The organism is Beduini sp. (assembly GCF_047239305.1).
In the GTDB taxonomy this organism is placed as follows: domain Bacteria; phylum Bacillota_I; class Bacilli_A; order Erysipelotrichales; family Coprobacillaceae; genus Beduini.
On record NZ_JBKTEM010000001.1, the window covers coordinates 696,762 to 720,649 of the forward strand.

Below are 23,888 nucleotides of genomic sequence, written 5' to 3' on the forward strand. Positions count from 1 at the left end.
AAGCAGACAAATGTTTATGTCTGCATCGATATAACGGCACTATTTATTTTGTATAGGGGGCTAACTCGATTCTGATAAAATATCCTTGATCGTGATCACATACCGGACAGCGTTCGGGAACAGCGGTTCCTTCATAAATAAACCCACAGTTTAAGCACATCCAGTGACATGTCACGTTAGATACATATAACTGATTACTTTCCAATAAGGTCGCAATTTCCTGAAAGCGATCTCCATGTGTTTTTTCTATGTTTGCGATGTTTTTAAAATCCTGAGCTACTTTTAAGAAGCCTTCTTGTTTTGCAATCTCAGAAAAGTTTTGATAGACATCCTGATATTCTTCATATTCATTGTGATGCGCACTCTTTAAAAGTGAAATAACATCTTCAGAAATATCAATAGGATATCCCCCATCAATAAAAATCGTTTCACCAGAAAGCTGCTGTAAATGATTATAAAAAATTTCAGCATGTTCTTTTTCTTGATTGGCAGTAAATAAGAAAACATCCGCTATCATATGTTGTTTTTGTTTCACTGCAATTCCAGCAGCAAATGTGTAACGATTTCTTGCCTGTGATTCACCGGCAAATGCACGCATTAAATTATCTTTTGTTTGACTTGTTTTAAAATCGACCATAATCATTCTCCTTTGCTCATATATTATGAACAAGATAGCAAAAATTATTCTCTGCTCAGCTTAAATTATGATGATTTCTCTCTGCAAATAAAAATCAGGATCGTTAATAACCCTGATCATCCTATCACCACAAAGGCAACAGCATATTCTTTTTCATGAGAAATCGATATTTTAGCGTTTGGCGCATTGAGATATGGCTTCCCCAATTCATCGTTTAAAACTTCGATCTGCTGAAAGCTGATGGGACCAATACCGGTTCCCAAAGCTTTTGAATAGGCCTCCTTAGCAGCAAAACGCCCACCTAGAAACTCCAGCTTTTGCTGATCCGTCTTCTTTTGATCAAACAGTTCTCTTTCATCCGGTGTTAAAATACGTTCAATAAAATGGCGATTATGAATATTTAATCGTTTTAAATCAATGATATCTACTCCAATTTCCATTATTCTTTCAGCTTTTTCTTTTCGTAAAGACTCATCAGTTCATCTAAAGTCATTTCATCATCGATTTCATCAATCAATGTTTTTTCTTCTCCCTGAACAGCAGAAAAATCCAATTGAAATTCTCCTGTTCTTGCTTCAATGATCTTTAACTGATTTTCTTCTTCTTTAATAATATTAGCTAAATTGCGTAAGTTCTCCGTTACTGAATCCGGCTTTTTATTTTCTGTTTTTTCTTTGCTTTTTTTAACGATTATTTTCTCTGTTGATAACTCTTCATCGACTTCAGCCTGCTCTTCTTGAGCCCCGTAAAAAGGTGAAATCACCGGTACTAACTGCTCTTTAAAGTTAGTTGTACGTTTTCTCTTTATCTTCTTAACCGCCGGACGATAGCCTGATTCCGCTTCTTCTTTTTTTCCTGTCATCGGTGAAATAATCTCCGACATACTATAAAACGGAGTTACAGCCGTATCAATCTTCGGCTTTTTAACTTTAACTTTTTCAACCGGTTTTGTTTTTTTAGCTTCTGCTTTCACTTCTTCTTGTTCTTCATTATAAATTAATGGAGAACTGAATTTTTCCTTACGGCGCTGTTCGATGACCGGGTCAATACGTTCTTCAATTGCTTCTTCTTTTTTGAATTTTTTCATCAAATCTTTTAACGCCATTCTATTTTCCTCCCATATATTGTTTTAAAAAGGATTGTCCTACCTGATAATCATCATCCAATACCATAATTCCTCTTACTTGCGGAGCATTGGGCAACAATAATTCACGGGCTGAACACAGCATTCCGTTTGATTTCACTTTACGCAAAGCAGACGGCACGATCAGCAGACCGCTAGGCATCATCGTTCCCGGTGTTGCTACAACTACTTTTTGATGAAGGGCGACATTAGGTGCTCCGCATACAATCTGAGTGGTTTCTTTTCCCAAATCCACTTGACAGATATGTAAATGATCCGAATCAGGATGTTCTTCAATCGCAACAACTTGCCCTACAATCAAACGTTCCTGATCATCTTTTTCTACTTGAATCTCTTTGGATGGATCAAGCAGCTGATTAATTTTACTGATGATCTCATCCGTGATTTCAACCTGCCCATCTTTTAAGCCAGTCATATGCTTTGAAGCCTCAAAGACATTCAGCCCAATAATCTGTCCCTTATGATCATAAAGATAGCAAATATCATCGATACGTTCAGCGTGATCCGTCTGCCCGTTTTGAAAACGGCAAAGCAGGATATCTCCTACTTCTGCTTTATTGTAAAATGCATGTAATATCATGGTCACACCTACTTTACTGAATCAATAAAATTCTGAATTTCCTGTTTTGTTTTTCTTAATTTACTTACAAAACGTCCTGTTTCTACACCCTTGTCATAAGCAACAAATGATGGAATTCCCATAATATCCAAATCTTTACATAAGTCAATGAATTGATCACGGTCTATTTTATAAAATTTAAATTCAGGATTATCTGATACAATCTGTCCGATAAACGGTTTTACGAAAACACAATCCGGACACCAACCTGCCGTAAACATAAAAACACTTTTTTCCTGCGTTGCTTTTTCAAAATCTTCTAAACTTAAAATATCAATTAAATTTTCCATTGTCTTTCTCCTATCTAAAGTTTGCCTGTATTTTATAAATCGGTCCAAAAGGACTGAATTTTCTTTCATATTCTGTCATGATATTGTCTTCATACCTCTCTGAATGGTGAAGGTCTAAACAAATATCTTTAAAATTCATTGGATACTGATTCATGGATACAATCGAGAATTCAAACAAACCTCGGTTATCCGTTTTAAATTCAATATCACCATCTTCTTTTAATAATAGCTTATAGATATCTAAATAGCTTCTATACGTCAAACGGCGCTTGTCATGCTTCGATTTTGGCCATGGATCACTGAAATTCAAATAGATTTTCTCTATTGAATGTGCAGGAAATAAATCCGGCAGATGCGTTGCATCAAAGCACATTAACCGAAGATTGGGAATAGCTTCCCCACTGATCAGTTTTTTTAGAGCTGCCACCAGCACACTGTCGTATTTTTCAATACCAATAAAATTGATTTGGGGATAACGCTTTGCCATTTCAATAATAAAATCGCCTTTTCCCATTCCGATTTCAATGCACAGGGGCTGATCATTAGTAAAAATATTTTTTAAATCGAAAGGTTCATCTGTTTTAAGAACGATCTCTCGATGATTTTCTATCAATTCTTTCGCTTTTGGATTATTTCTTAAACGCATGTTCTCCTCCTCATAATTCTTTTTCCATTATAGCACATATCTGCTTATAATAAATTGCAAATTCTTATTTTACATCGATTTTCATAAGATTTTCCAATTCATCATTTGTCAATTCGCGATATTGCCCTTCTTCTAGCTGAGGATCTAATATTAAATGTTTCATTTTTATTCTTTTTAAATAAATAACCGTTTTACCAACAGCTTCAAACATCCGTTTAACCTGATGAAACTTTCCTTCAAATATTTCGATTTCGACTTCACTTTCCTCGTCATTTGCCGACAGAATTTTCAAATTAGCCGGCATTGCCTGAAAATCACCCAAATCAAGTCCTTGTTTAAAAGCTGCAGCATCTTGTTCATTAACCTTTGCATTAATTTTTGCATAATAGATTTTTGAGATATGTTTTTTCGGAGACAAGATATGATGGGCCAGTTGTCCGTCATTGGTTAAAAGCAGCAGCCCTACGGTATCGATATCCAATCGTCCAACCGGAAATAATTCATATTGCTCATACCCCTCAATCAAATCAATAACCGTAGGATGTACCTGATCCATCGTAGCACTGATATAGCCCTGCGGCTTATTCAACATTAAATAGACAAAACGACGATAATGAATTTCTTCATTATCTAATAAGATCGTATCTTCTATTTCATTGACCTGATAATCATCTTTTTTAATGATAAGACCATTAACCTGTATATGCCCTTTACGTATTAACTGTTTCATTTCTTTACGACTTCCGACTCCGCAATGAGCCAATAATTTATCTAAACGCATCTGCATTAAATTCCTTTGCTTAATTTTATATATTCCTGATGAAGCTGACCCTGAGAGTCTTTAAATTCAATCAAAACATGGATTTCCACTTCTTCCTTTGTAGTTATCCCTGATAAATGAATTCCTTTATATGTTAAGGTACTTGTCTTTGTATACGTATCTAAATTGACTGGGTCATCATAGACGCCTATGCTGGGATAGTAATCTGCCTGACTGTCATCTTTACAGACAATGCGGACATTTTCTAAACGCTCCTTAACATTGCCGATAAATAAATCATAGCGATAATGATCCTCTACCGAATTCATCACTAATGTTATATCGCAATATGAAGATTCATCTTGAAATTCATTTTGATCGTTAATGGCTTCAACAAACTGGTTATAATCAGCAAGTGACACTTGGGGAACTTCTTTTTTACAACCGCTAAGCATGAAGCAGCAGAGTATTAATATCCATATTTTCTTCATTATAACCACCTATATAAATTATATCAAAAAAAAGGGCTAAGCGCCCTATATTTTATAATTCTTTCTTTTTGAATGTCGCACATTCAGTTTGTTCACAACAATGTGCTTCCTTACAATTACAATTGTGAACTGCGATTTCTTCTGCGTCACATTTACAATCGCTGTTGTAAACACATTCTTTAGCTGTACAGTTAATTCTGTTCATGTTGTTCACCTCCACACAGATTAGTTTGGGCGTTCTAATCTTCATTATTCATGCATTTGTAAATTAACATGGCTGAATAGGAGTAAATCGTGTCTTCTTCTTCGTCATTGTCTAAAAAAGCAGTTTGGTATTCGACTGAAAGTAAATCATCATCCTGGATTGTTTCTAAAAATTCGTTGATTTCATCTTCAAGATCTAACTCATGACAACAGTCAAACATCTTTACTTTTATCATTTGCATCACCGCTGGTATCATACCAATAAAATAAAAAAAAATAAGTCGGATTTACGACTTATTTTCATCATTTTTTAATTATTGTGTAATTTCTATTTTGAAACAGCATTCAAATGTTTGATCAACAGGAAGACTTACGATATCTTCCTTATCTTTCAATTCACCCGTAAATCCGGCATCATCAGCATGAGAACGCCAAGGCTCCAACGCTAAAAGTCCACCAACTTGACGAGTTGCCCAAATTCCTAAAAAGTTAAAGTTTTCCATATGCAAAGTGACTGCTTTATTATGATTGATCGATTTCAAAGAGACTGATTTTGATTTAAAATCAGTAACCACTACCGCATCATCTTTAAACATTTCCTGTCTGACAAAGAAACGTTTTTCGTTTTCTAACAATGGCTGTGTTTCTCCGTTATAGACAGAGTTTTCAACATCTAATAAACGACGGCTCAATGTTTCCGGCTGCTCAAATTCAACATAATAGTCATTGCTTGATTCATTTTCATACATTGGACAGGCAAATGCAGGATGTCCGCCTACACCAAAGTAAATCGTTTTATCATCTTTGTTTTCTACTTTGATATGGCAGCAAAGTGTATTCATATCCAGCGTATAGGTTACAGTTAATTTAAAATCATATGGATATACATCTTTGAACTTTTCATTATCTAAAGTTAAAACAACACGATCATCTGCTGTTTCTTCTACAGTAAATTCATTATGACGAGCAAAACCATGCTGTGTTAAATGATATTCCTTCCCCTCAGCACGATACGTATCATTGATGACTTTTCCTACGATTGGAAAAAGAATCGGCGCACTGTTTGCCCAATAAGCCTTGTCTCTTTTCCACATATAGTTCATTTGATCTGACAATCCCACCATTTTATGAATTTCTGCTCCCTTGGGATGAATGTCCACTTCTAAAAAATCATTTTTTAATGTTATCATAAGTTTCTCCTAATAGATTAATTTACCATTTACAAAGGCATGTTTTAAGCGTACTTGATCATCAAAAATAATGATATCCGCTAATTTTCCGACAGCAATGCTGCCTAACTGATCTTCTACTTTAATCGATTTAGCCGGATTTAAAGAAGCTAAACGTACAGCTTTAACAATATCAATATGGAAATAGTCCATCGCATTCTTCACTGCATCATTCATACATAAGATACTTCCCGCTAAAGTCCCATCTTTTAAGCGAGCTGTTCCGTTTTCGACAGTGACTCCCTGTCCTCCTAATTGATAAGTTCCCGGATCTTTCATGCAGGCTTCCATAGAATCGGTAATCAGTGTTAAATAATCATCCCCTTTAGCATGGTATAAAATACGTGCTGCCGGTGCTGAAACATGATGCCCGTCTAAAATCAACTCTGCATAAGTCTGATCGCTGTCCATTGCTAACCCTACAATTCCCGGATTACGATGATTCAATGGTGTCATGGCATTATACGTATGTGTGAAATGATCCGCTCCTAAATCAAGCAGCTTCTTTCCTTCCTCATATGTTGCCCCGGTATGTCCTAAAGAAACGGTAATTCCTTTTTCCAACAAGTACTTCGTTAGAGCATCTGATCCCGGCATTTCCGGTGCTAACGATAATAATTTAACAACCTCGCTGTATTCACCGGTCATCTTATCAAACATTTCAATTGAAGGATCAACGATATATTCTCCCGGCTGAGCACCTTTATGTTTAATATTAAAGAATGGTCCTTCCATATGTGTCCCAATGATTCTGGCTCCATTCACTTTGTCCTGATTTTCAGCAATGTTTTTAATCGCTGCATAAGTGCTTTCCTGAGATTGCGTCATCGTCGTTGGCAAAAAACCAGTCACTCCCGTTTTAACATTTGATACAGATAGATTATCTAAATCTTCAAAAGTAGCATTCATCGCGTCACTTCCGTTTTTTCCATGCGTATGCACATCGATGAATCCCGGTGAAACAAAGTTTCCCTGCGCATCAATAACTGTTGCTTCCGGATCTGTTTCATCTGTAATGTTAATGATCTTTTCATCTTGAATCCATAGATTCTTTTCTACAATCTGATCATTTAAAATAATTTTCCCGTTAACAATACAATATTTCAATTTTATCACCTCGTTTTCATTATAACAAAAAACCTATTATTAGTGTGAACAAAATGCTTGATTCCATAAAAAAACTATCCGTTAATCGGATAGTCTCTATTCTTGAGTTTCATTCGTATGAATATCTTTAATGATCTTTTCAATTTTATTTCCATAATCTAATGATGTATCCAATAAGAAATGGAGTTCCGGTACACGTCTGATAGTTAAACGCTTTGCCAAAAGGGTACGAATAAACCCTTTTGAACGATTCAGCGCTTCTAATCCATCACGTGTATCATAATCTTTTCCTAAAAATGTTACATAGATTTTAGCGATTGACAGATCACGTGTCACATCTACTGCGGTGATTGTACAAAATCCAATCTTTGGATCTTTTACTTCCATCTGTAAGATCTGTGTTAATTCTCTTTGAATGATCCCATTTAATTTTTCTTTCTTTAAAACCATAAAAGCCTCCAACTATCTTGCGACTTCTTGCATTTCAAATCCTTCGACAATATCGTTTTCTTTGATATCATTGTAGTTTTCGATTGTCAGACCGCATTCATACCCTTGGGCAACTTCCTTCGCATCGTTTTGGAAACGTTTTAAAGAACCCAGTTTCCCTGTATAAATCACAATTCCATCTCTGATCAAACGAACTCCGCAATCTCTACGCATAAAGCCATCTGTCACGTAACATCCTGCTACTGATCCAACTTTAGACACTTTAATCACTTGTCTGATTTCTGCTTGTCCGATGATGACTTCTTCGATCTCCGGTGCAAGCATTCCCTGCATTGCCGCTTCAATTTCTTCTACCATTTTATAAATGATATTGTGCAAACGAATTTCTACGCCTTCTTCTTCCGCTTTCTTACGTACATTTGCTTCCGGTCTAACGTTAAATCCATAAATGATCGCCTGAGAAGCACTCGCTAAAAGGATATCAGATTCAGAAATACTTCCGACAGTTGAACGAATAACATTGACTCTAATGCCATCAACATCGATTTTTTCCAATGATGACTTCACTGCTTCTGCTGTTCCTTGAACATCTGATTTAACGATGATATTCAAATCTTGAACAGCACCCTCGTTAATTTTAGAGAATAAATCATCCAATGATAAAGCGCTTGTTGTTTTTCTGTCTTTATCTTGTTTTAATTTACTTCTTTCTTCTCCGACATGTCGTGACATCTTTTCCGTTTCAAAGGCCATGAATTTATCTCCGGCAACTGGTACTTCATTTAAACCTGTAATTTCTACCGGTGTTGAAGGTCCAGCCTCAGTGATTTCTTTTCCTTTATCATTCAGCATCTGACGCACACGTCCATAAGCGGCACCTACAACGATTGGATCTCCCGTTCTTAACGTTCCGTTTTGTACAAGTAAAGTCGCTACAGGACCACGTCCTCTATCTAGTTTACCCTCAACTACAGTTCCATATGCATAACGTTTTGGATTCGCTTTAAAATCTGCCATTTCTGATACAACCAAGATTGTTTCCAGTAATTCTTCAATTCCCATGTTCATTTTAGCTGAGATTTCACAATAAACAGTATCTCCGCCCCATTCTTCTGGAGTCAACCCTAAATCTGCCATCTGTGATTTAATGTTCTCAGGATTTGCTCCCGGCTTATCAATTTTATTGACAGCTACAATGATTGGCACTCCTGCCGCTTTAGCATGGTCAACCGCTTCTCTTGTCTGAGGCATCACTCCATCATCCGCCGCTACTACGATAATAACGATATCGGTTACCTGCGCACCACGTGCACGCATCGCTGTGAAAGCCTCATGTCCTGGTGTATCTAAGAACGTAATTTTCTTTTCATTGATCAAAACCTGGTAAGCACCAATATGTTGTGTGATTCCACCAAATTCACCATCAACAACACTTGTTTTACGAATGGTATCCAATAATGTTGTTTTCCCATGGTCAACATGTCCCATGATTGTGACAACCGGAGGACGATTCATTAAATCATTTTCATCATCAACAATTTCAATCTCTTCAAAGTTTACTTCATTAACTTCAATATGTTTTTTAATTTCATAACCGTATTCCATACATACTAATTCTACATTTTCATCATCCAATGAAGAATTGATCGTTACCATTTTCCCTAACATAAATAACACTTTAATAACATTTGCAGGGGTTTGATTGATTTTTTCAGCTAATTCACCAACCGTAATACCTTCTTCATAAACAACGATTCCGTCTCCTACCTTCACTTCTTCTTTTTTATTTGGCACGTTCGAAATCAATGTTTTCTTTTTAGGCGCTGTTTTTTTACCTGAACGATTTGGTCTCTTATTTTTATTCATCTTTGCCATATAACCACCTACCCTATCTTTTCTTTTAATTTTTCAGCAAATTTTTTATCCAACACAGCGATTGCCATACGATTGCTTTTACCAATGGCATTCGATAACTCTGTGCTATCACCTATTATTATATACTCAATTTTGTAATGTGTACACTTATCTATTAAACGTTTCTTCGTGTTATCACTTGCATCTTCAGCAATAATAACCAATTTCGCTGATTTATCCCGAATACTTAACAATACGCCTTCACCACTGGCGAGGTTTCTGGAACGCATCATTAAGCCAATATAATTAAGAACATCTTTATTCAACATTCTTCAACAATTCCTCATAGATCGCTTCCGGCACTTTCGTTTCCAATGAACGATCCAATGATCCTTTTTTCTTTGCCAGTTCAACTGCTTCTTTTGATTTTTTCAGATAAGCACCACGCCCGTTTTGCTTTCCGGTATAATCAATAAAGACTTCGCCTTCTTTGTTTTTAACGATACGAATCAATTCTTTTTTAGGACATTGTTCTCCCGTTGCTACACATTTTCTCAGTGGGATTTTTTTCATCTAAAGCCCTCCTAATCTTCATCGTAATATTTATCAAATTCATCGTAATCGATTTCTTCGTCATATTTGCTGTAGTCGTCATCGTAGTAATCTTCTTCATCGTCTTCGTCTACAACTGTTTTCTTTGTTTCCTGCACAGGGGCAGATGGTGCTTCTTCAATGATTTCCTCCACTGCTTCTTCCACGATGTCTTGATTAGGCATCGCTTCAATAACTACCTCATTTAGATCAGATTCTTCAACGATTTCTTCTACAGCTTCCGCCACTTCTTCTACTGCTTCCACTTCTTCAGCTGTTGTTTCTGCCAGCATTTCTTCTTCGATATCTTTATATTCTTCATGTTTCACTTCTTCTAAAGAATATAATCCTTCACTGATCGCATCACTCAATGATTTAATATCGATTTTCCATCCTGTTAAACGCGCCGCTAAACGGGCATTCTGACCGCGTTTACCAATTGCCAGTGACAATTGATTATCCGGTACCACAACAAAAGCAGATTTATCTTCTTCATTGATGCTGACATTAATAACATTTGATGGTGCCAAAGCATTTGATATGAACGTTGCCGCATCTTTTGAATATTCCACAATATCAATCATTTCGCCATGTAATTCTTCAACGATGTTTTTAACACGTGTTCCTTTTGGTCCAACGCATGAACCGATCGGATCGATATCATCTGCTTTTGTATAAACTGCAATCTTACTTCTTTCCCCGGCTTCTCTTGAAACTGAGAAAATCTCAACAATACCTTCATAAATTTCAGGTACTTCCATCTCAAATAAGCGTTTAACTAAACCAGGCTCTGTTCTTGAAACAACGATATGTGTTCCTTTTGTCCCATGGTCTACTTCTGAAACATATACTTTTAAATGCTGCCCTTCTACCAGTTTTTCACCTGGAATCTGCTGATTAGCTGCTAAGAAAGCTCCTGTTTTACCAATATTAACAATTGCAAAACGATCTTCTACACGATCCACGATCCCAGTAATGATTTCATCTTTCTTATCAATAAATTCATTATATAAGCTTTCTTTTTCAGCTTCTCTGATCTTTTGACGCAAGATCTGTTTTGTCTGCACTGCCGCTAAACGTCCAAAGATATCCGGTGATACAGCATTTTCAACCACATCTCCGATTTTATAATTAGGATTAATTTCCTGTGCTTCTTCCAACGAAAGTTCAATATCTTCATCTTCGACTTCTTCCACAACTGTTTTAATCTCATGCAGTGAAATCTTCGCTGTTTTAGGATCGATATCCACACGAACGATAGAATCCGGACTTAAATAGTTTTTCTTATAAGATTTTTCCAAAGCTTCTTTTAATGCATCTAATACAATTTCTTTTTTAATACCACGTTCATTCTCTAATATTTCTAAAGCTTCAATAAATTTTTTATTCCCAGCCATTTTGTTTTATTCCTCCTTAAAATTTGACAGCCAATCGAATAAACTTAATACGATCATAATCTATTTCAATACGTTTCTTGATGTTTTTTACTAGGTATTCTAAAAGAATGATTTGATCGTTTACTTCTAATATTGTACCATACACTTCGTCCATTCCTGCCATTGGCATTGCCAATTTGATATACACATATTTACCAATAGAATGGCTGACTTGTTCCAAGTTCTTTAACGGCTTTTCAGCTCCCGGTGAAGATACTTCTAAATAGTATTCACCTTTGATTGGATCTGATTCATCGAGAAGCGCACTGATTTGTTCTGATACGTTGACACATGTTTCCATATCTAATGAACCGTTTATTTTTTCAATAAAGATTCTTAAATACCATTCATTATTTTCTTTTTCATAAACGATTTCATCTTCATAGCACTGTGCTTCATTTAAAATCGGTTTAATCATATCAGAAATCTGTTGAATTAATTCCATCTTATCTCCCTTTCCAATAATAAAGAGTGGGTCCCCCCACTCTTTTAGATTCGTTGCTTTAGTATCTAAATGACGTAATTAATATATCATATATTTGTGTAAATGTCAATTAAACACATCTTTTTTTATAGGTTTTATCGACTATTTTTCAAACTAGCAGGATATACATCAAAAAAAGACTGATCTAATAGAAAAGATTAAAATTAGGATTGAATAATCATCTCTATTATTCTAAGATAAAGACAGTAAGTTTCTTTAAGTGTCATTTTCTCAAGATTTATATATAATCCATCAAAAAAAGAGGTGAGTTAGATAAACAAAGTATAACCATAATGGAGGAAATGTCTATGAAGCATAAAAAAATTATAAAAATATTGCTTATTTTATTAACTGTTGTTTTTTTTGGCGGCTGTTCTAGTCAGACGAAAATAAAAAGCATTCATATTGATAGTCCGGATATCACTTTAGATCTTGACCAAAGCCAGACTTTTAAAGTGGAGATTGAACCTTCTAAAGCCAATATCGAAGAAAAAGATATCGTTATTAGTGACACCACACTCATTACTTTAACGAAAGTCAGTGACCGTTCATTGACAATTAAAGCCAATCAAAACGAGGGAATCGCTACTCTTTACATAATGACAAATAATGTAGAAAGCAATAAAGTCACAATCAATATAGTAGATATAAAAAAAGCCAAAGAAAAAATTGCACAAGAAGAAAAAGAAGCCAAAGAAGCGGCAGAAAAGGAAAAGCAGGCGGTGGAGGCAGAGGCCAAAGCGCTGGAAGAACAAAAACAAGCAGAAGCAGCAGCCAAAGCATTGGAGGAACAAAAACAGGCAGAAGCAGCTCAGTCCAATGAATCCACCTCAAATAATGCTATTCCAAATACCAGCACTGTTTATCTGCCTAAAAGCGGAAAAAAATATCATTCAAATCCAAATTGCAGCAATATGAAAAATCCGCGGGCAGTCAGTCTTAAAGAAGCCCAGTCGCTAGGTTATGAGCCCTGCTCTAAATGTTATTAAAACGCAGACCATTATGATCTGCGTTTTCTTATTATTCTAATTGTGCTTTAATCTTGGCAATAATTTCTTAATAGTTGAGATTGTCCAGATTCGTCACATCAATTTCAATGCACTTTCCCACTCCATTAAAATCGTTCATTCCACGATGCTGAATACCTTTTGATAACCCTCAAAAGTGGAAGGAGCAGGCAATCTTTTTTTGTTTTCAGGTAAGATCATTGATGATATGACCAAGATATCGGCACACCGATGATAATAATGCAATACATATATTTATCCCTTTAGAATAGAGATAACTGATTTTCTTCTTCCATTCCGGCAAAGACATTCAATTTACTCATAAATTTGATATGTGTATTATTTAAACGTGTACGTTTAATAACGTCTTCTTTTGATAAGAACGGATTAACATTTCTGGCTTCAATCACGCTGATGCCAACAGCTTCTCCCAATCCGTCAATAGCGGTAAACGGTGGAATTAAAGCTTTTTCATCATCCGGATCTAAAATAAAATCAGTCGCATCCGATTTATCCAAAGAGACATTGTTGAAATGGAATCCACGTTCATACATCTCTAGGGCAATTTCAAACATTCCCAGCAAGTCTTCATCTTTCTTAGTTGAATTATATTCCTGTTTACTTTTTTCAATTTCCTGTTTTCTAAGCAGAATAGCTTCTTTTCCTTTGATCATTGTTTCGATGTCATAGGCATCACAGCGAGTCGTAAAATAAACTGCGTAATATTCTCTTGGATAATAGAGTTTCCACCAAGCCACGCGAATCGCAGACAACACATAGGCGGCCGCATGGGCCTTTGGGAACATGTATTTTATTTTCTTACATGATTCAATGTACCATTCCGGCACATTGTATTTTTTCATTAGATTTTCATAGTCTTTTTCCGGGAAGACTTTTGGCGACTTTCCTTTACGTACACACTCCATAATATCAAAGGCATCTTTATTTGGCAGTCCTTTTTCAATTAGGTATACCATGATATCATCACGACATCCGATAACCTCTGATAAGGTACAGGTACCGGATTTGATTAAGGATTCGGCATTTCCCAGATACACATCGGTTCCATGAGATAAACCGGAAATAATGAGTAAGTCGTTAAAGTTTTTAGGCTGTGTCTGTTCGAGCATTCCACGAACAAACTGGGTTCCAAACTCAGGTAATCCCAATGCTCCCGTCTTACAGTTTAAATAGCTAAGATCAATTCCCATCGCTTCAGTTGAGGTAAAGAGGCTCATAACCTTCTCATCATTTGTCGGAATATCTTTAGGGTCAATCCCGGTTAAATCCTGCAGCATTCTTGTAACCGTTGGATCCACGTGACCTAAAATATCCAGCTTTAATACGTTATCATGGATGGCATGGAAGTCAAAATGGGTTGTTTTCCATGAAGCATTGACATCATCAGCCGGGAACTGAATCGGGGTAAAATCATACACGTCCATATATCCGGGAATAACGATGATTCCACCGGGATGCTGTCCGCTGGTACGTTTAACACCGGTACAGCCCATCGCAATACGTTCCAGTTCAGCCGAACGAATCGAATTATCAATACCTAATAATTCAGCATATCCCTTGGCATATCCGTAAGCCGTTTTATCCGCCACAGTAGAGATCGTTCCGGCACGATACACCTTGTCTTCGCCGAACAATACCTGTGTATAGTTATGAGCCTTCCACTGATAATCTCCCGAGAAGTTCAAGTCAATATCGGGAACCTTATCCGCATTAAACCCAAGGAATGTTTCAAATGGAATATTGTGTCCATCTCCTTTTAACGGCTTTCCACACTTTGGACATAGCTTATCCGGCAAATCATACCCATCGGCAATTCCCTCTTCTTCAACAAATTCACTGTATTGACAATGAGGACAGTAGTAATGCGGCGCTAATGGATTTACTTCAGTGATCTCCGCCATCGTGGCAACAAAAGAAGAACCAACCGAACCACGAGAACCAACCAGATAACCGTCATCGTTTGACTTTTTAACCAGTTTATGAGCGATATAATAAATAACCGCAAACCCATGCTTGATGATATTTCCTAATTCTCTTTCTAAACGGGCTTCAATTATTTCTGGCAATGGATCACCATACATTTTATGTGCATTTTTATAGCAAAGTTCTGTCAGCAATTCATCTACTCCTTCAATTCCCGGAGTAAACAGCTGATCATGGACAACACTGAAATCGCCATCGATCATATCGGCAATTTTATTAGTATTTTCCACTACATATTCGTAAGTTTCATTACGATCTAAATATGGATAGCATTCCATCATCTCATCAGTTGTTCGAAAATATTGAGACGGAGTAAAAGCACGAGGATCCTTACGGTTACACAATGGATGTGCACGGCGGTTAATCCCGATCGTCGGATTGGCAATAAAGACATCACGATAAATTTTATCCGTAGGATTCAAGAAATGTACATCCCCTGTTGCGACAATCAGTTTATTTAGCTTCTTTGCCATTTTAATCAAACGTTTTAATGAAATAATCAGATCCTCTTCACTTTGCAGATTACCGCGATCAATCAAATGATAATAGTCTGCAAACGGTTGAATTTCAATATAGTCATAGAATTTCATATACGCTTCCAGCTCGCTGTCCCCTAAGTTGAGTGCGGCTTCAAAGACATCTGAACGATAACAGCTGCTTCCAATCAGCAGACCTTCGCGGTATTCCTCCAAGACTTCTTTTGGAATACGGGCATCCCCATAATAAAATTCTGTACATGATTTTGAAATGATTTTAAATAAATTTTTTAATCCGATTTTATTTTTCACCAGCAAAGTGGCGTGATATGGGAACACTAACTGATATGTATTCATTGTTTGAAGACTATTCAATTCATCTAAATAGGTAATCTTTTTCTTATCCATCGCATCACCGATGAGAAGATTAAACACACTCCCCAATACTTCCGCATCATAGTCGGCGCGATGGGCAACTTCTTCATCATAGCCTACCTTGTAATGACGGGCAACCGTTCCTAAACGATAGGATTTCATTGGTTTCATGATAGCTCTGGCTAAAGGAAGGGAATCAATATAAGGATTATGAATCAATTCCATATTATGGCGTTTGCAGGCTTCATTCAAGAAGCCAACATCAAAGGTCGCATTATGGGCTACGATAATATCATCACCAAAGAATGCTTTAATAGTTGGCAAAAACTCCTTGATGGTAGGAGCATCCTTGACCATTTCATTTGTAATGCTGGTCAGCTGGGTAATTTTTGCACTGATTTCTTTTTCCGGATTAATAAATGACTGCAAACGATCAATCACTTCACCGTTTTGAATCTTCACTGCCCCAAATTCTGTAATCCCATCATGAATTACCGATAGCCCGGTTGTTTCTAAGTCGAAAGAAACATAAACAGCATCCCGCAGCGGCGTTTTTGTCGCATTGCGAACAATATGCAAAATAGGATCAATCATATTGACTTCACAGCCATACAGCATCTTAATTCCGGCTTTGCTTGCTGCCTGCTGGGCTTCCGGGAAAGATTGCACATTCCCATGATCTGTAATCGCAATCGCCTGATGTCCCCATTTTGCGGCTTGGTCAATATAATCGCTGACATTGGCAATTCCGTCCATCGTAGACATTTTAGAATGCATATGCAGTTCTACACGTTTCTTTTCGGCTCTGTCTGTTCGCGCCAGTGGTGCCGGAATGATTTCCAGCTGATTTGCCATCATAACGGTTTCTCTAGCGAAGCTATCGAATTTCACTTCACCAATAACTTTGATCCAAACCCCTTTTTTTACTTCATTCAAGGCGTCTAAATCTTGACGTGCATTTTCAAAACGTTTGCACATGATAGAATCAGTGTAATCAGTAAGCCAAATCGACTGAATATGCTTTCCTGAACGAATCTTTGTTAATTCTACTTTAAAGACATAGCCTTGAACACTGACATTAGGAAGATCTCCGTTAATTTCATTCAGCTTTAAAGCAATGACATCATTGAATTTCTTAGAATTATAAGGCACATACTTATTCTCTTTTTTTGTAGGTGCAATCGGTGTCGGCTTAATATAGACTTCCTGTGTACGCTGAGTCTCCATCTCTGCCAGCATTCTTTGATAATCCGGATTTTCTTTATTCACATAAAAATCAATAAATAAATCAATTCCTAAGGTATGGAAGAATTCATTTAGTTTTGGTTTTAATGGTTCAATGCTGTTAAGCTGAATCTCATTAACCAGTTCGATTCGCAAAAGATCACGATCTAATTGAATCTGAGATGGCTCCACACAGCCTAACTGCGGATAATCCTGTGCATGATGCTTACAGAAATATAAGAAATAATTAGCAATATCATCTTCACGGTAAAATAATTTATTTAAACTGAACAGAAAATCACAGGGATATGGGAAACGGTCCAAATGGGATTGCAGTTCAATAAATTCATGATAGTCGAGTAAGGATTCTAAACGGATATGAAACGTAAAGGCATCGTGTTCGATCTCTACTTTTTCAATCACCGCGGTTTCTTTTAATTGTGTTGTATTTTCTAATTGCAGTTGTTCTAAAAGAATCTCCATTTTATTCATAATATATCCCCTCCAAAAAAATAAGCACCACCGTGCTTATTAAAATAATCGCGTAATATCATTGACTGTGACAATAATCATCAAGCCAAACACTAAAGCTAATCCGGCAAGCTGCAATGCATATCGGAACTTAACCGGTATATCCCGACCAATCGCTTTTTCAACAACAGCAAATAAGACCTGACTTCCGTCTAAGCCCGGAATCGGCAGGAGATTAAACACCCCAATATTGATTCCCAGCATCGATACCAATAACAAGACATTAGCAAAATTTCCTGACTGTGTTACTTCACCGACAACATTATATATACCAACCGGACCTGACAGCTGTCCAATGGTTTCTTTTGAATTGGTAATCAGTTTTCCTAAAGTTGAAAAGACCAGTAAAGAAGCCTCTTTAAAATAATTGGCACCGTATTCCACGCTTTCCACAAACGTCAAGCGTCGCATTGTAGGTGAGATACCAAGAAAATAACTATCTGTTTCTGAACGGTATGTTGCATTGACGTTATAGTCAAAGGTTGTATGATCTCTTTCAATTGTTACTTTTAAGGCTAATGTTTCTCCGCTGTAATTATTTTGGCTTTTACTTAAAGCTCCTTGTAAATCTGAATAAGATCCAATTAAAAACTGTTTGCCGCTGTCAACCACGGTAATTTTATTGATTGTATCCTCAGCCTGAATCCCGGCTGTCATCGCCGGAGAATTATCAACTACTTTTCCGATCGTTGAAGAGTTACTTTGAACGGGTACAGAAATCGCATATACAGCGACAATGATGATAAATGCAGATAAGAAATTCATGAAAACTCCCGCCAAATACACAACGACCTGCTTCCATGTTGCAATTCCTTTTAAGGTACGTTCAAAAGGAACATCTTTCATATCTTCATTTTCTTCCTGATCTGCTTCACCAGCCATGGCAACGAATCCACCGATCGGTAAGGCTCTTAATTCATAATTCGTTTCACCGATCTTCTTTGACCATAGTTTTGGCCCCATCCCAATTGAAAACTGACCACAGTAAACACCAAAATGTTTTGCGGCAATAAAATGCCCTAATTCATGAATGGTAATGATAAATCCTAATACTAGGATAAAAACAATAAAGATTAATATATGTTGCATTACTTTCCTCCTATTTGTGCTAAGACGTGTTCTCTTGCCCAATGATCGATTTCCAGCAATTCTTCAATTGTCGGATCTTCGACCCATTGATGATCTTTCAATGCACTTTCCACTAATTCTTCAATCTGTAAGAATTCGATTTGATCATTTAAAAACAAACTGACAGCTTGTTCATTTGCACCGTTTAAAACACAAGGCATGCTTCCCCCTTTACGTCCGGCTTCAAAAGAAAGACGTAAAGCTCTATAACGATCAAGATCCGGCTCCCTAAAATGCAGAGCCCCGATCTCATCTAAGTGTAAACGTTTCGCATTACTGATTTCAAAACGATCCGGATAAGTCAAAGCATATTGGATCGGCAAACGCATATCCGGTGTGCCTAGTTGTGCAATGATGGCAGTATCATTATATTCCACCATCGAATGAATAATACTTTCCGGATGAATATACACTATAATATCATCATAATCCATATCAAACAACCATTTCGCCTCGATCACTTCAAAGCCTTTATTAAACATCGTTGCAGAATCGATTGTAATTTTTGCGCCCATTGACCAATTAGGATGGCAAAGCGCTTCTTTTTTAGTTACTCCTACTAATTCATCACGGGTTTTATCACGAAAGCTTCCTCCTGAAGCCGTAATCATCAGTTTATGAATCTGAGAATGTTTTTCACCGTTCAAAGACTGAAAAATAGCGGAATGTTCACTATCGACTGGCAATAATTGAACCCCATATTCTTTTACTAAACGAGTAATAATATGTCCTCCCACAACCAATGTTTCCTTATTGGCAAGTGCGATATCTTTATGTTTTTTAATCGCTTCTATTGTCGGCACCATACCAACAAATCCAACGACCGCATTTAATACTAGACTAATTTCCTCCAAAGTCGCGATTTTAATTAATCCTTTATCTCCATAATAAATAGTTAATGATGGATATTGACTTTGTAATTGCTGAGCATCTTTTTGATCCATCACACACACGTATTTAGGGTGGACTGTTTCAATGACTTCTATCAGCTTTTTAATATTATGTCCGGCAGAAACCCCGATAACTTGAAATAAATCAGGATGATTTTTCACGACATCAACAGTCTGCATGCCAATCGAACCGGTTACACCTAATACAGATAATGTTTTCATATAAAACTCCTTATAATAAGAAATAAGTAACAAATAATGCAAATACTAAACAGTTAAATAACAGACTATCAATACGGTCTAAAATTCCGCCATGACCAGGCAGCAGATTTGAGAAATCTTTAATCTTAAAATATCGTTTCACACTGCTGAATGTCAGATCTCCAACCTGAGCTGTCAACGTTAAAATAAAAGCCAGAAAAGCACTTTGCAGAAGTGTCAGATCTAAAGGATTAAAATAAACGAATATTGTCGCTAAAAGCGTTCCTAATGCTATTCCGCCGATCGATCCCTCTATCGTTTTTTTAGGAGACAATCTAGGAATTAATTTGTGCTTTCCTAAAGTTACCCCGGCAAAATACGCTCCCGTATCACTTCCATAAGTCGCAATTGCAATAAACAGAATCGATGAAAAACCAAATTTCAAACGAATATTCAATATACAATGAAGTCCTATGCAGACGAATGTTGTAAATCCTAATAGAAAATTAATTTTTCCAATATCCAGACATTCCAGTACCATACTTAATACAAACAACATAACAGCAAACAATACGATCGCATAACTGCTCACAAAAAACATTGAATCATCAATAAAGACAATATAAAATGCGTACAGATAGGCGACGATATCTAAAAAGATATTCCAAGTTGAAAGATGCATGATCTTTAGCAATTCATAGATCGCAAGTGCCATGATTACCCCGATCAAAAACGTAAAAATCTTTCCGCCGATGACAGCAGCCGGAATGACGACTGCCATTAGGATCAAAGCGGTGATAATACGCTGCTTCATTATTTTAAGCCTCCGTAACGACGGTCACATTTTTGATAATGATCCAACGCCTTATATAATTCTTCAACTCCAAAATCAGGCCAGTAAACATCACTGAAATACATTTCTGCGTAAGCCATCTGCCAGAGCATAAAGTTAGACAGACGGCATTCTCCGCTTGTTCTAATCATATAATCCAATGGCGGAAGATCAGCACTCATTAAATAGGTTTCAAACAGTTCTTCATTAATTTCCTCTTCACTGACTACACCTTCTTTAGCGTCTTTCACAATATCTTTAACCGCACATATGATTTCATCTTGTGATCCATAAATAAAAGCAAAACAAAGGATTAATCCCGTATTGTTTTTTGTTTGTTCAACAGAATCTAAAATGACTTCTCGCGTTGATTCCGGTGCTTTTTCAATATGACCGATATAACGTACTTGAATATTGTTCTCTAAGAAATCTTTTAGATAGATTTTGAAAAATTCCTTAGGTAATTTAAAAATAAAATCCACTTCACTTTGTGGCCTTTTGAAATTTTCCGTTGAAAACGCATAAACCGTCATTGCTTTAATCCCTAAACGATTGGCCTCTAAAGCTAAAGTACGAATATTTTTCGTTCCCTCATGATGCCCGTAAGTCCTTGGCATTCCTCTTTTTTTAGCCCAGCGTCCATTACCATCCATAATAAACGCAATATGCTGAGGAATCAGTTCATCAATTAATTCTATATTACTTTCATCTTTTCTTTTAAAAAGCATTGTCCACACCTCACAGTTATTGGTATTATACCATAGTTTTATTTTAAACAAAAAGAAAAAGATGTAAATACTACATCTTAAACGGTCATAATATCTTTTTCTTTAACGGCTGCGATTTCATCAATCTTTTTTGTATAGCGATCTGTTTGTTTTTGAATATCCTCTTGTCCGCGTTTCTTTTCATCTTCTGAAACATCACTCAATTTCTTGATATCATCATTCGCATCACGACGAATATTTCTGATTGCTACTTTTGCATTTTCTGCATATTTTTTGACTTGCTTAACAAATTCTTTTCTTCTTTCTTCTGTTAAGGCAGGGACATTCAAACGAATGACAGATCCATCACTTTGAGGATTTAATCCCAAATCAGATTCTAAAATTGCATGTTCAATATCTTTCATTGTTGAAGTATCATAAGGTTTAATCACCAATTGACGTCCTTCTTGCACACTGATGGAAGCCATTTGATTAATTGGTGTTGGTGTTCCATAATAATCAAATTGAACTCTATCCAGCATTGTTGGATTAGCGCGGCCGGTTCTTACCGTTGATAAATCTCTCTCATAGCTTTCAATCGCTTTATCCATTCTTTCAACTAATTCTTCTTTAATCATTGAAATCATCTTATTTTCCTCCTGAAATGATTGTTCCGTTTACTTCACCAGTAACAGCTCTGGCGATATTGCCTTCTTCTTGCATATTGAAGACGCATAAATCAATATCATTATCTTTACATAATGTGATCGCTGTCTGATCCATGATCTGTAAATTCTTATTTAATACATCCAAGTACGTAATATGTTCAAAACGTGTCGCTGTCGGATCAAGTTTAGGATCCGCTGAGTATACACCGTCAACTCCGTTTTTAGCCATCAAAATTACTTCGGCATCTACTTCCGCAGCACGTAATGCCGCAGTAGTATCGGTTGTAAAGAAAGGACTTCCTAAGCCGGCACCAAAGATCACGATTCTTCCTTTTTCTAAATGTCTGACGGCTCTTCTGCGAATGTATGGTTCAGCAATTTCCTGCATTTCAATCGCAGATAATAAACGTGTTTCAACATTTAATGTTTCCAATGCATTTTGAATCGCTAAGCCATTCATAACGGTTGCCAGCATTCCCATATAATCCGCTGTCGCTCTTTCCATCCCCATCTCACTGCCTACTTTACCACGCCAAATGTTTCCACCACCAACAACAATGGCAATTTCAACGCCCTTGTTTTTAGCGTCTACGATTTCTTGAGCAATTTTTGCTACTGTTTTAGCGTCAATTCCAAACTTCTGTTCTCCGGCTAAAGCTTCTCCGCTCAATTTCAATAGTACTCGATTGTATTTCATTTTATGTAGTATCCTTTCTTTTTCCAATATTTGGACTCACATCTTTTTATCTTTATCATTATACCCAAATCGTTTCGATTTTAAGTCTTAATTAGGAATTTTAGGATAATCGCGGCTGATTTGCCACTTATACGTCATCTTCCTAACCTTTTTAATTATACCCAATTTAATTTAGTGTTGCAACTATTTTTTAGGCAGGAATGAGCAAGATAACAATCGCTATTATTCCCATTTGGCATTAAAAAAACTGCGATAGATAAACATCTATCACAGTTTATGTGGAATCATTATTTTCCCATTTGTTTTGCTACTTCTTCAGCAAAGTTTTCTTCTTTCTTTTCGATTCCTTCACCTACTTGGAAGCGTGCCATTTCTACAACTTTTCCGTTACCGATGTATTGAGCGATTGTAACATCAGGGTTTTTGATGAATTCTTGGTCAACTAAACAGATATCTTTTAAGTTTTTGTTTAAACGACCTTCTACCATTTTTTCGATAATATTTTCTGGTTTTGGTTTAGCCGCTTGTGCATTTTCTTCTAATGCCTGAGCTAATAATACTTCTCTTTCATGTGCTAATTCTTCTGTAGGAATAGCTGTTCTATCGATGTATTTTGGTGATTGAGCGGCAACATGCATTGCAACATCTTTAGCCATTTCTTCGTTAGCACCGTTAATTTTAACGATAGCGCTCATTTTACCACCCATATGACTGTAAGCTCCGAATACTTCATCACTGTTTTTGTTCATCACAGCAAATCTTCTCAAGCTTAATTTTTCTCCGATTTTTCCAGATGCTTCAGCGATCACGATTTCTAATGGTTTACCATCAACATCGATTTTTAAAGCTGCATCTAAATCAGCCGGCGCATTTTTTACCATTAAATCTGCACATAAAGCAACTAAATCTTGGAATTCTTTATTTTTTGCGACAAAGTCAGTTTCTGAGTTTACTTCTACTAAAGCAGCTTTATCTCCATCAATTACAAATGCAGTTAATCCTTCAGCTGCAATACGATCTGCTTTTTTAGCTGCTTTTGCAATTCCTTTTTCTCTTAACCAGTCGAAAGCTTTTTCGATATCACCTTCGCAAGTTTCTAAAGCTTTTTTGCAGTCCATCATCCCTGCACCTGTTTTTTCACGTAATTCTTTTACTAATGCTGCACTAATTGCCATTTTATTTTATCCTCCATTTTATTTTTAATAA

27 protein-coding genes are annotated in these 23,888 nt (G+C 36.5%); 1 reads left to right on the top strand and 26 read right to left on the bottom strand.

All coding sequences use genetic code 11. The features are described from left to right. Positions 1–43 precede the first annotated feature (43 nt). From rbr to rimP, 18 genes are all read right to left on the bottom strand, one after another. Complete coding sequence (gene rbr, locus ACLRVU_RS03525) at positions 44–637, bottom strand: rubrerythrin (RefSeq protein ID WP_412890728.1); 594 nt, start codon at positions 635–637, stop codon at positions 44–46. Between the two features lie 116 nt (positions 638–753). Continuing rightward, complete coding sequence (acpS, locus tag ACLRVU_RS03530; RefSeq protein WP_412890729.1) at positions 754–1,077, bottom strand: holo-ACP synthase; 324 nt, start codon at positions 1,075–1,077, stop codon at positions 754–756. Next, positions 1,077–1,742: a hypothetical protein gene (locus ACLRVU_RS03535; protein WP_412890730.1), complete on the bottom strand. Its 666-nt coding sequence runs from the start codon at positions 1,740–1,742 to the stop codon at positions 1,077–1,079. Before ACLRVU_RS03535 ends, acpS begins: the two co-directional genes overlap by 1 nt. A 1-nt stretch (position 1,743) precedes the next feature. After that, positions 1,744–2,361 carry a YtpR family tRNA-binding protein gene (ytpR, locus tag ACLRVU_RS03540; protein ID WP_412890731.1) on the bottom strand — a complete coding sequence of 206 codons (618 nt, stop codon included), beginning with the start codon at positions 2,359–2,361 and terminating at the stop codon, positions 1,744–1,746. An 8-nt stretch (positions 2,362–2,369) separates the two neighbouring features. Then, entirely contained in the window at positions 2,370–2,690 is a 321-nt protein-coding gene (locus ACLRVU_RS03545; protein WP_412890732.1) for a thioredoxin family protein, read from the bottom strand. Positions 2,691–2,700: 10 nt separating this feature from the next. Beyond that, complete coding sequence (trmB, locus tag ACLRVU_RS03550) at positions 2,701–3,336, bottom strand: tRNA (guanosine(46)-N7)-methyltransferase TrmB (RefSeq protein WP_412890733.1); 636 nt, start codon at positions 3,334–3,336, stop codon at positions 2,701–2,703. Positions 3,337–3,400: 64 nt separating this feature from the next. Next, entirely contained in the window at positions 3,401–4,117 is a 717-nt protein-coding gene (locus ACLRVU_RS03555; protein ID WP_412890734.1) for a pseudouridine synthase, read from the bottom strand. 5 nt (positions 4,118–4,122) lie between these two features. Further along, positions 4,123–4,587, bottom strand: a complete 465-nt coding sequence (locus ACLRVU_RS03560; RefSeq protein WP_412890735.1) for a hypothetical protein — start codon at positions 4,585–4,587, stop codon at positions 4,123–4,125. 52 nt (positions 4,588–4,639) lie between these two features. Next, complete coding sequence (locus ACLRVU_RS03565; RefSeq protein WP_412890736.1) at positions 4,640–4,792, bottom strand: DUF1540 domain-containing protein; 153 nt, start codon at positions 4,790–4,792, stop codon at positions 4,640–4,642. Between the two features lie 34 nt (positions 4,793–4,826). Next, complete coding sequence (locus ACLRVU_RS03570; protein ID WP_412890765.1) at positions 4,827–5,033, bottom strand: sporulation protein Cse60; 207 nt, start codon at positions 5,031–5,033, stop codon at positions 4,827–4,829. A 72-nt stretch (positions 5,034–5,105) separates the two neighbouring features. After that, positions 5,106–5,981, bottom strand: a complete 876-nt coding sequence (locus tag ACLRVU_RS03575) for an aldose 1-epimerase family protein (RefSeq protein WP_412890737.1) — start codon at positions 5,979–5,981, stop codon at positions 5,106–5,108. A gap of 9 nt (positions 5,982–5,990) precedes the next feature. Continuing rightward, complete coding sequence (nagA, locus tag ACLRVU_RS03580) at positions 5,991–7,127, bottom strand: N-acetylglucosamine-6-phosphate deacetylase (protein ID WP_412890738.1); 1,137 nt, start codon at positions 7,125–7,127, stop codon at positions 5,991–5,993. A gap of 96 nt (positions 7,128–7,223) precedes the next feature. Further along, positions 7,224–7,577, bottom strand: coding sequence for a 30S ribosome-binding factor RbfA (rbfA, locus tag ACLRVU_RS03585; protein WP_147549212.1), 354 nt, complete (start codon positions 7,575–7,577; stop codon positions 7,224–7,226). A gap of 12 nt (positions 7,578–7,589) precedes the next feature. Further along, positions 7,590–9,452, bottom strand: a complete 1,863-nt coding sequence (gene infB, locus ACLRVU_RS03590) for a translation initiation factor IF-2 (protein ID WP_412890739.1) — start codon at positions 9,450–9,452, stop codon at positions 7,590–7,592. A gap of 8 nt (positions 9,453–9,460) precedes the next feature. Next, entirely contained in the window at positions 9,461–9,760 is a 300-nt protein-coding gene (locus ACLRVU_RS03595) for a ribosomal L7Ae/L30e/S12e/Gadd45 family protein (protein WP_147549214.1), read from the bottom strand. Further along, complete coding sequence (gene rnpM, locus ACLRVU_RS03600; RefSeq protein ID WP_412890740.1) at positions 9,750–10,004, bottom strand: RNase P modulator RnpM; 255 nt, start codon at positions 10,002–10,004, stop codon at positions 9,750–9,752. The genes ACLRVU_RS03595 and rnpM overlap by 11 nt, the downstream gene beginning before the upstream one ends. An 11-nt stretch (positions 10,005–10,015) precedes the next feature. Continuing rightward, entirely contained in the window at positions 10,016–11,419 is a 1,404-nt protein-coding gene (gene nusA / locus ACLRVU_RS03605; protein WP_412890741.1) for a transcription termination factor NusA, read from the bottom strand. Between the two features lie 16 nt (positions 11,420–11,435). Next, a complete protein-coding gene (gene rimP / locus ACLRVU_RS03610) occupies positions 11,436–11,903 on the bottom strand; it encodes a ribosome maturation factor RimP (RefSeq protein ID WP_147549218.1) in 468 nt (155 codons plus the stop codon). A gap of 347 nt (positions 11,904–12,250) precedes the next feature. Between rimP and ACLRVU_RS03615 the strand changes: the two genes are divergently transcribed. Further along, the gene (locus tag ACLRVU_RS03615) at positions 12,251–12,931 is read left to right on the top strand and encodes a hypothetical protein (RefSeq protein ID WP_412890742.1); all 681 of its coding nucleotides are present in this window, start codon (positions 12,251–12,253) and stop codon (positions 12,929–12,931) included. Between the two features lie 281 nt (positions 12,932–13,212). On the opposite strand, the gene ACLRVU_RS03620 is transcribed toward ACLRVU_RS03615, so the two are convergent. The 8 genes from ACLRVU_RS03620 to tsf form a co-directional block, all read right to left on the bottom strand. Next, positions 13,213–17,520, bottom strand: a complete 4,308-nt coding sequence (locus ACLRVU_RS03620; protein ID WP_412890743.1) for a PolC-type DNA polymerase III — start codon at positions 17,518–17,520, stop codon at positions 13,213–13,215. A 39-nt stretch (positions 17,521–17,559) separates the two neighbouring features. After that, positions 17,560–18,648 (bottom strand): M50 family metallopeptidase, encoded by a 1,089-nt coding sequence (locus ACLRVU_RS03625; RefSeq protein WP_412890744.1) that lies wholly within the window; start codon positions 18,646–18,648, stop codon positions 17,560–17,562. Beyond that, the gene (locus ACLRVU_RS03630; protein WP_412890745.1) at positions 18,648–19,799 is read right to left on the bottom strand and encodes a 1-deoxy-D-xylulose-5-phosphate reductoisomerase; all 1,152 of its coding nucleotides are present in this window, start codon (positions 19,797–19,799) and stop codon (positions 18,648–18,650) included. The genes ACLRVU_RS03625 and ACLRVU_RS03630 overlap by 1 nt, the downstream gene beginning before the upstream one ends. Positions 19,800–19,809: 10 nt before the next feature. Then, entirely contained in the window at positions 19,810–20,592 is a 783-nt protein-coding gene (locus tag ACLRVU_RS03635) for a phosphatidate cytidylyltransferase (protein ID WP_412890746.1), read from the bottom strand. Beyond that, positions 20,592–21,338, bottom strand: coding sequence for an isoprenyl transferase (locus ACLRVU_RS03640; RefSeq protein ID WP_412890747.1), 747 nt, complete (start codon positions 21,336–21,338; stop codon positions 20,592–20,594). Before ACLRVU_RS03640 ends, ACLRVU_RS03635 begins: the two co-directional genes overlap by 1 nt. A gap of 77 nt (positions 21,339–21,415) precedes the next feature. Further along, positions 21,416–21,964, bottom strand: a complete 549-nt coding sequence (gene frr / locus ACLRVU_RS03645) for a ribosome recycling factor (RefSeq protein WP_147549229.1) — start codon at positions 21,962–21,964, stop codon at positions 21,416–21,418. Between the two features lies 1 nt (position 21,965). Then, on the bottom strand, positions 21,966–22,682 hold the full coding sequence (gene pyrH, locus ACLRVU_RS03650) for a UMP kinase (protein ID WP_147549231.1): 717 nt from the start codon (positions 22,680–22,682) through the stop codon (positions 21,966–21,968). A gap of 287 nt (positions 22,683–22,969) precedes the next feature. Then, positions 22,970–23,857 carry a translation elongation factor Ts gene (gene tsf, locus ACLRVU_RS03655; protein ID WP_412890748.1) on the bottom strand — a complete coding sequence of 296 codons (888 nt, stop codon included), beginning with the start codon at positions 23,855–23,857 and terminating at the stop codon, positions 22,970–22,972. Between the last annotated feature and the right edge of the window lie 31 nt (positions 23,858–23,888).